Raw genomic sequence first — 6,101 nt, 5'->3', positions numbered from 1 at the left:
ATTTATATTCTAACACCATCATTACAGATCAGAAAAGCATTGAAAAATATGAAAGTGATTACCGTTGGGAATATACGAGAATACTTTGCAAAATTGAGTGGCGCAGATTTTACAGAACCGATTACAGCAGGAATTTTCGTTTCTATTGTGGCGTGGGCGAGTTATCAACGTTTAGAAGAAGAGGGACACACCGTTATTCAAAAAGGCTGTAAAAATATACGGTACTATGTAAAGGACTATGAAAATTCCCTATTTGATTTGAAGTAGGTGAATCCTAGTTTATGTCTCTTACACAGGCGGAGTGAACCAGCCTGTGGCGAACGATTATCAAGCCCCGTTATCTAACAAAAAGTACCGATTTCACATAGGCAATTATCAGTACACGGTAGTGATAAAAATGGTACAGGCATTAGACAGGAAAAAACCAACCATGATACTAAAAGGTATGATTGAGCAGGCAGAACTCAAAGACAAGGTGGATTGAGTTAATCAAAGAATAAATCTTCATTCACGAAGCAACAACGAATGAGGATAACGAAAGAATACAGGAAATTATGATATGCTTTCCTCTTTTTAAGATAGAAATATTTTCAAAAAGGTGTATTATCCGGAAAAAAAGATGTTAGAATGTATTTAAGATAAGCCATACCCGTAAAAATAATTTGGAAAGTGAGGAGGTTATTTTATGGAGAAAAATAAATATACCGGAACAGAAACTGAAAAAAATTTAAGGACTGCATTTTCAGGAGAATCAGAGGCCAGAAATAAATATACATTTTTTGCTTCTGTTGCCAAGAAAGAGGGATATGAACAGATTGCCGCATTATTTCAGAAAACGGCAGATAATGAAAAAGAACATGCAAAAATGTGGTTTAAAGAACTGAACGGAATTGGTAATACAACTCATAACCTTGCGTCAGCCGCTGAAGGAGAAAATTACGAGTGGACAGATATGTATGCAGGGTTTGCAGAAACAGCGGAAAAAGAAGGTTTTCCGGAACTTGCTGCAAAATTCCGATTGGTAGCTGAGATTGAGAAACACCATGAGGAAAGATACAGAGCGTTATTAAAAAACGTAGAAACAGCAAAAGTATTTGAAAAGAGTGAGGTTAAGGTATGGGAGTGCAGAAATTGCGGGCATATCGTGATAGGAACTTCCGCACCACAGATTTGCCCTGTATGTGCACACCCGCAGAGTTACTTTGAAGTAAGAGCAGAAAATTACTAAAAAATGGTGGTATGGCTTATTTTTTGCAATGAAAGAGTTGCTCTCCCATATACTGAATCACCCGTACATTGACAGCGTTTCCAAACTGTTTATATGCCTGACGGTCATTCGGATTACAAATAAAAGTATCAGGAAAACTCTGAAGTCTTGCCGCTTCTCTTGGTGTAAGTCTTCTTCTGACAGAACCGATAACCGGAATCTGTACCATTGCCACTAACGCAGGGAAGACGCTCGGTCTTTTAACCCGTACGCCGGAAGGTCTGAATTGTATAAGTGCTTCCCAGACGGAAGAGCAGTCTTTTCCGCATTGCCATTCAAATTTTTTCTCGGTCATTGTAAAATCTTCTAAATTATTCCATTTCTCCCGCCATGAATCGATGAACTCTTTATTGTTTTCATATAACTGGCGGTTTTTTTGGATAAATTTCACCTTCCAATCAGCATATCCCAAATCGGTATAGTCATAAGTTTTGCCGAATTCATCGAACCAGATTGGAAATCCGATTACTTTTTCTTTAATGCCTTTGATAAACTCGTCCTAACAGGTCAATACTTTTTCTTCATGCGAAGAGATATAATATTTCTCATCGACATCTGTAGTCTCGAGAATTCCCGAAGTCAAAAAGTTTATATCATCTTTACTTTTGTCCGGTAACTCAATATTCAGGTTTTGTATTCCCAGTGAACTGTGGATACCCAAAATAACGACACGTTCTCTAAATTGAGGAACGCCTAACTGGTGGGGGCTGATAATAATCGGTTCTTCAGTAATAATATATCCCAATTCATGAAGAGCGGATTTGATAACCCGCCATGTATTTCCGTGGTCGTGTGAAGTCAAATTTCTGACATTCTCTAAAATAATATAAGGAGTCCGATGGTATTTCAGTATTCGTACGATTTCAAAAAATAAAGTACCTCTTGTTTCGTCCTCAAATCCCTTTTGGTAGCCTGCTTTTGAAAATGCCTGACATGGAAATCCGGCACAGAGGACGTCATGCTCAGGGATATCTTCCTCATGGACATCTCGAATATTAATTCCTGCATCTACACCGTAATTGGTTTTATATGTTTCAATTGCGTACTTATCTATTTCCGATGCAAATACACATTCCCCGCCGAGGTTATGCATTGCCTGATGAAAACCGCCTATTCCTGCGAACAGGTCGATAAATTTAAATGGTTTTAACATTTTTTTCTCCTTGTAGTTATTGTTTATATAAATAAATTTTCAGATATGTCGTCAGATTTCTGTATAATCAAAGTTTATAAAGTATATCAGAAAAAGATTAAAAAATCCACATTTTAAGTGAGAAGAATTTTATTCTATCACAATCCGCCCGTTGTACAAACTTCAAACCTATAGTATAATTCATCATAGTTGTTACTATAACACAAATTCAAATGATATGGGTAAGGAAGTGACATCATGATAGAGTTAAAGGGCATGATTAGTATACAACTGTTAAAAAAAGAAGCATTTTGCGGAAGTGACGAGAAAATGCGTTACCGATTATATAAAGAGGAAACGGACGGAGAAGTAAAACTGGCAGTTGCATACTGGTTTACTCCTTATTGCTGGCAGACAACTCCGAAAGAAGAAAAAACAATACGATATTTTGAATTTAACACGGAAGGAATTTGGCAGGCGGTAGAGTGGCTGAATGCTATTTCGGAAGAAAGGAAAAACGATGAACGGGAAGAAGATTCGGATAATTAAGAAAAATGACGAGTATTCTATGGAATATCAGATTGGAGATATTTTTACGGTGGACGGCACATGGTACGGTGGTGTAAATGTGAGAAGTGCATCGGGAGTACCGCTGTCACTTGACAAAGAAGAGTACGAAGAAGTGGAGGAACGGCAGGCGCGCAAGATTGATTTGTATTCGTATCAGTTAGGAGTAATGGACTGTCTTTGCGAAATGGTGGGAGAAGGCATAAAACCAACGGCGGTCAGCCGAAAGTTTGATACCGAAGAAGAGCGTGATTCCTGTGAGGAGGAAGTAAAGAAACTTTGCGATAAGTACGGAATTTTATACAGGAAAGAAGAAAAATATTTTTATATATTTTTCACAGATGAGAACAAGTTGAAAGAATAGAAAAGATAAGATAAGGGGCAGAGAATGGAGAATCAGGAAAAACAGCATAAAAGGCGTGTGAGATACAAAGGGACACACCCAAGAAACTACAAAGAGAGATATAAAGAATTGCAGCCGGAGAAATATCCGGAGACGATAGAGAAAGTAATCCGCAAAGGAAGCACTCCGGTAGGAATGCACATTTCCATCTGTGTGAAAGAAATTTTAGATTTTTTACAGATTCAGCCGGGGCAGAGAGGGTTAGATGCGACACTTGGATATGGAGGTCATACATTGGAGATGCTCAAATGTCTGAAAGGCGAGGGACATTTGTATGCGTTGGACGTAGATACGGTAGAATCGGCGAAAACGAAAGAACGTTTGCAGAAACTCGGATACGGTGAAGAAATTTTGACAATCAAAAATATAAATTTCAGGGACATTGATAAAGTGTGTAAGGAGGCCGGCAAGTTTGATTTCGTGCTGGCAGATTTAGGAGTGTCTTCCATGCAGATTGATAATCCTGAACGGGGATTTACTTATAAGAAAGAAGGTCCGTTAGATTTGCGCTTAAATCAGAAAAAGGGCGTGTCAGCGGCAGAGAGATTGAAAGAAGTTACAATGGAAGAACTGGAAGGCATGTTTGTGGAAAATGCGGACGAGCCTTATGCACATGAGATTGCAGAGAAGATTTTTGCAAAACTGAGAAGAGGAGAAGCGATAGATACAACGACAAAATTGCAGCAGATAATTGAGGAAGCATTGAAGTTTATACCGGAAAAAGAAAGAAAAGAGGCGGTAAAAAAGTCATGTCAGAGAACATTTCAGGCTCTGCGCATTGATGTGAACAGTGAGTTTGAAGTGTTGTATGAGTTTATGGAGAAACTTCCGAATGTGCTGAAAGAAGGAGGAAGAATTGCGATTCTGACATTCCATTCGGGAGAGGACAGAATTGTAAAGAGAGCTTTTAAAGAATTAAAAAGAGCGGGTGTTTACAGTGACATTGCAAACGATGTTATACGTCCGTCTGCGGAGGAATGTAACTATAACAGCCGTGCAAAATCAACAAAAATGAGATGGGCGATTAAGGCCTAAAAAGTGTATAGTAAGAGGTTTATATGGAGTTTGAAGAGTTAAGAAAAGAACATAAAATATTTGCTTACCACATAAGTCCAAGTTATGGAGTAGAAGGAGATGAAGGTGGATTTTCCATAGAAATATATGGAAATGGAAACTTAAGATACTGTACATATAAATTATTTGAGGAAATCAATATACTTGAGATGTTTAAACTCACAAAAGAACAGGTGTATCAGTTGTTCAGGATTATTCAGGAGAATGAGAAGAAACTGGAAAGTATACCGACTTATCTTGAAGATGGAAAAGAACATAAAAATTGCAATGAATTTGAATTTTTAGGGCGTGGAAAGATTTATACGGGAGATGTTTCCAAGACATTTCTGCCGTTGGAGAGACTGAAAAATAAAGAGTATTATAAGGCTTATAAAGAAACGATGAAATGGAACAATCTTTTATATGATATTTTTGAAAAGGTATCCGCCTGTTTGAAAAAGTCGGGAATTCTATTATCACCGGAATCCTGTGAGTTGAGTGAGGATTGTAAAATAAGGGTAACGTGGAAATAATCTGGGAGGAGAATATGAAGTTTATTCATTTATCGGATCTGCATATCGGGAAAAGAGTTAATGAATTTTCGATGATAGAAGATCAGAAATATATTTTGCGGCAGGTTATTGAACTTGTACAGAAAGAAAGACCGGACGGTGTTCTGTTGGCGGGGGATATTTACGATAAACCTGTTCCGTCAGCGGAAGCCGTGCAGGTTTTTGATGAGTTTTTAAATGGTCTTGCAGAACAGAAAGTTTCTATATTTATTATCAGTGGAAATCACGATTCACCGGAACGTCTTGCTTTTGGAGGGAATCTTCTAAAGAATACGGGAGTGTATGTTTCTCCCGTTTTTCGGGAAATTCCAAAGGCAATTGCGATGTATGATGAGTATGGGGAGGTGAATGTGTATTTACTTCCGTTCATTAAACCGGCATATGTAAAACAGGTTATGCCAAAAGAGAATGTGGAGACTTATCAGGAGGCAGTTCAGACGATAATTGAGCATATGGAAATTGATAATGAGAAGCGAAATATTATTTTGGCACATCAGTTTGTGACAGGGGCGGCAAGATGCGATTCGGAGGAAGTGTCTGTAGGCGGTTTAGATAATATAGACGCTTCTGTTTTTGCGCCGTTTGATTATGTGGCTTTGGGGCATATTCATGGCAGACAGAGTATCAGCAGGGAGGAAGTGCGGTATTGCGGAACTTTGCTGAAATATTCTTTTTCTGAAAGCAGGCAGAAGAAAACTGTTACTATCGTGGAGATGAAAGAAAAGGGAAATGTTGCCATTAGGGAAATATCTTTATCGCCAAAACATGATATGCGTGAGATAAAAGGAACATACGGGGAAGTGACGGCGAGGGAGTTTTATCAGGGGAGTGCCACTGATGATTATCTTCACATTACTCTCACCGATGAGGAAGATATTTTGGACGCAATAAACAGACTTAGGGTGATTTATCCCAATATTATGAAGATGGATTATGATAATACACGCACACGAAATAAGCAGTGTGTGGGAGAAATTGAGCAGGTAGAGAAAAAAACGCCGTCAGAATTATTTGGAGAACTTTATCTTTTACAAAATAATCAGGAAATGTCTGAGGAGCAGAATGTGTTTTTAAAAAATCTGATTGAGAAAATCTGGGAGGAATAGA

9 protein-coding genes and 1 pseudogene are annotated in these 6,101 nt (G+C 38.2%); 8 read left to right on the top strand and 2 right to left on the bottom strand.

Annotation, left to right across the window (positions count from 1 at the left end; all coding sequences use genetic code 11):
* From ACYQ35_RS02455 to rbr, 3 genes and pseudogenes are all read left to right on the top strand, one after another.
* A pseudogene (locus ACYQ35_RS02455) lies at positions 1-267 on the top strand (methylated DNA-protein cysteine methyltransferase); the annotation flags it as partial.
* A 46-nt stretch (positions 268-313) separates the two neighbouring features.
* Positions 314-484, top strand: coding sequence for a hypothetical protein (locus ACYQ35_RS02450; protein ID WP_156831575.1), 171 nt, complete (start codon positions 314-316; stop codon positions 482-484).
* A 201-nt stretch (positions 485-685) separates the two neighbouring features.
* Entirely contained in the window at positions 686-1,228 is a 543-nt protein-coding gene (rbr, locus tag ACYQ35_RS02445; RefSeq protein ID WP_459829881.1) for a rubrerythrin, read from the top strand.
* A gap of 16 nt (positions 1,229-1,244) precedes the next feature.
* On the opposite strand, the gene ACYQ35_RS02440 is transcribed toward rbr, so the two are convergent.
* Both ACYQ35_RS02440 and ACYQ35_RS02435 read right to left on the bottom strand, forming a co-directional pair.
* Positions 1,245-1,658 (bottom strand): DNA cytosine methyltransferase, encoded by a 414-nt coding sequence (locus ACYQ35_RS02440; RefSeq protein WP_459829878.1) that lies wholly within the window; start codon positions 1,656-1,658, stop codon positions 1,245-1,247.
* A 108-nt stretch (positions 1,659-1,766) separates the two neighbouring features.
* On the bottom strand, positions 1,767-2,420 hold the full coding sequence (locus ACYQ35_RS02435) for a DNA cytosine methyltransferase (protein ID WP_459829874.1): 654 nt from the start codon (positions 2,418-2,420) through the stop codon (positions 1,767-1,769).
* A 237-nt stretch (positions 2,421-2,657) separates the two neighbouring features.
* Between ACYQ35_RS02435 and ACYQ35_RS02430 the strand changes: the two genes are divergently transcribed.
* From ACYQ35_RS02430 to ACYQ35_RS02410, 5 genes are read left to right on the top strand one after another with little or no spacing between them, the layout of a single operon-like run.
* Positions 2,658-2,948: a hypothetical protein gene (locus ACYQ35_RS02430; RefSeq protein WP_009757249.1), complete on the top strand. Its 291-nt coding sequence runs from the start codon at positions 2,658-2,660 to the stop codon at positions 2,946-2,948.
* Entirely contained in the window at positions 2,920-3,330 is a 411-nt protein-coding gene (locus tag ACYQ35_RS02425) for a hypothetical protein (RefSeq protein WP_009757248.1), read from the top strand. Before ACYQ35_RS02430 ends, ACYQ35_RS02425 begins: the two co-directional genes overlap by 29 nt.
* Positions 3,331-3,354: 24 nt before the next feature.
* A complete protein-coding gene (gene rsmH, locus ACYQ35_RS02420; protein WP_459829870.1) occupies positions 3,355-4,404 on the top strand; it encodes a 16S rRNA (cytosine(1402)-N(4))-methyltransferase RsmH in 1,050 nt (349 codons plus the stop codon).
* Positions 4,405-4,427: 23 nt separating this feature from the next.
* Positions 4,428-4,955: a hypothetical protein gene (locus tag ACYQ35_RS02415; RefSeq protein ID WP_459829867.1), complete on the top strand. Its 528-nt coding sequence runs from the start codon at positions 4,428-4,430 to the stop codon at positions 4,953-4,955.
* A gap of 14 nt (positions 4,956-4,969) precedes the next feature.
* Positions 4,970-6,100: an exonuclease SbcCD subunit D gene (locus ACYQ35_RS02410; protein ID WP_459829863.1), complete on the top strand. Its 1,131-nt coding sequence runs from the start codon at positions 4,970-4,972 to the stop codon at positions 6,098-6,100.
* Position 6,101: the final 1 nt, after the last annotated feature.

It is taken from the genome of Faecalimonas hominis, assembly GCF_054660755.1.
Note: the sequence above shows the minus strand (reverse complement) of the source record. Positions and strands in the feature narration are given on the sequence as shown.

Excerpts from the sequence above, each read along its gene's own strand:
- ACYQ35_RS02425 (WP_009757248.1), top strand. The coding sequence starts at position 2,920 with ATGAACGGGAAGAAGATTCGGATAATTAAGAAAAATGACGAGTATTCT.
- rbr (WP_459829881.1), top strand. The coding sequence starts at position 686 with ATGGAGAAAAATAAATATACCGGAACAGAAACTGAAAAAAATTTAAGG.
- ACYQ35_RS02435 (WP_459829874.1), bottom strand. The coding sequence starts at position 2,420 with ATGTTAAAACCATTTAAATTTATCGACCTGTTCGCAGGAATAGGCGGT.
- ACYQ35_RS02410 (WP_459829863.1), top strand. The coding sequence starts at position 4,970 with ATGAAGTTTATTCATTTATCGGATCTGCATATCGGGAAAAGAGTTAAT.
- ACYQ35_RS02415 (WP_459829867.1), top strand. The coding sequence starts at position 4,428 with ATGGAGTTTGAAGAGTTAAGAAAAGAACATAAAATATTTGCTTACCAC.
- rsmH (WP_459829870.1), top strand. The coding sequence starts at position 3,355 with ATGGAGAATCAGGAAAAACAGCATAAAAGGCGTGTGAGATACAAAGGG.
- ACYQ35_RS02430 (WP_009757249.1), top strand. The coding sequence starts at position 2,658 with ATGATAGAGTTAAAGGGCATGATTAGTATACAACTGTTAAAAAAAGAA.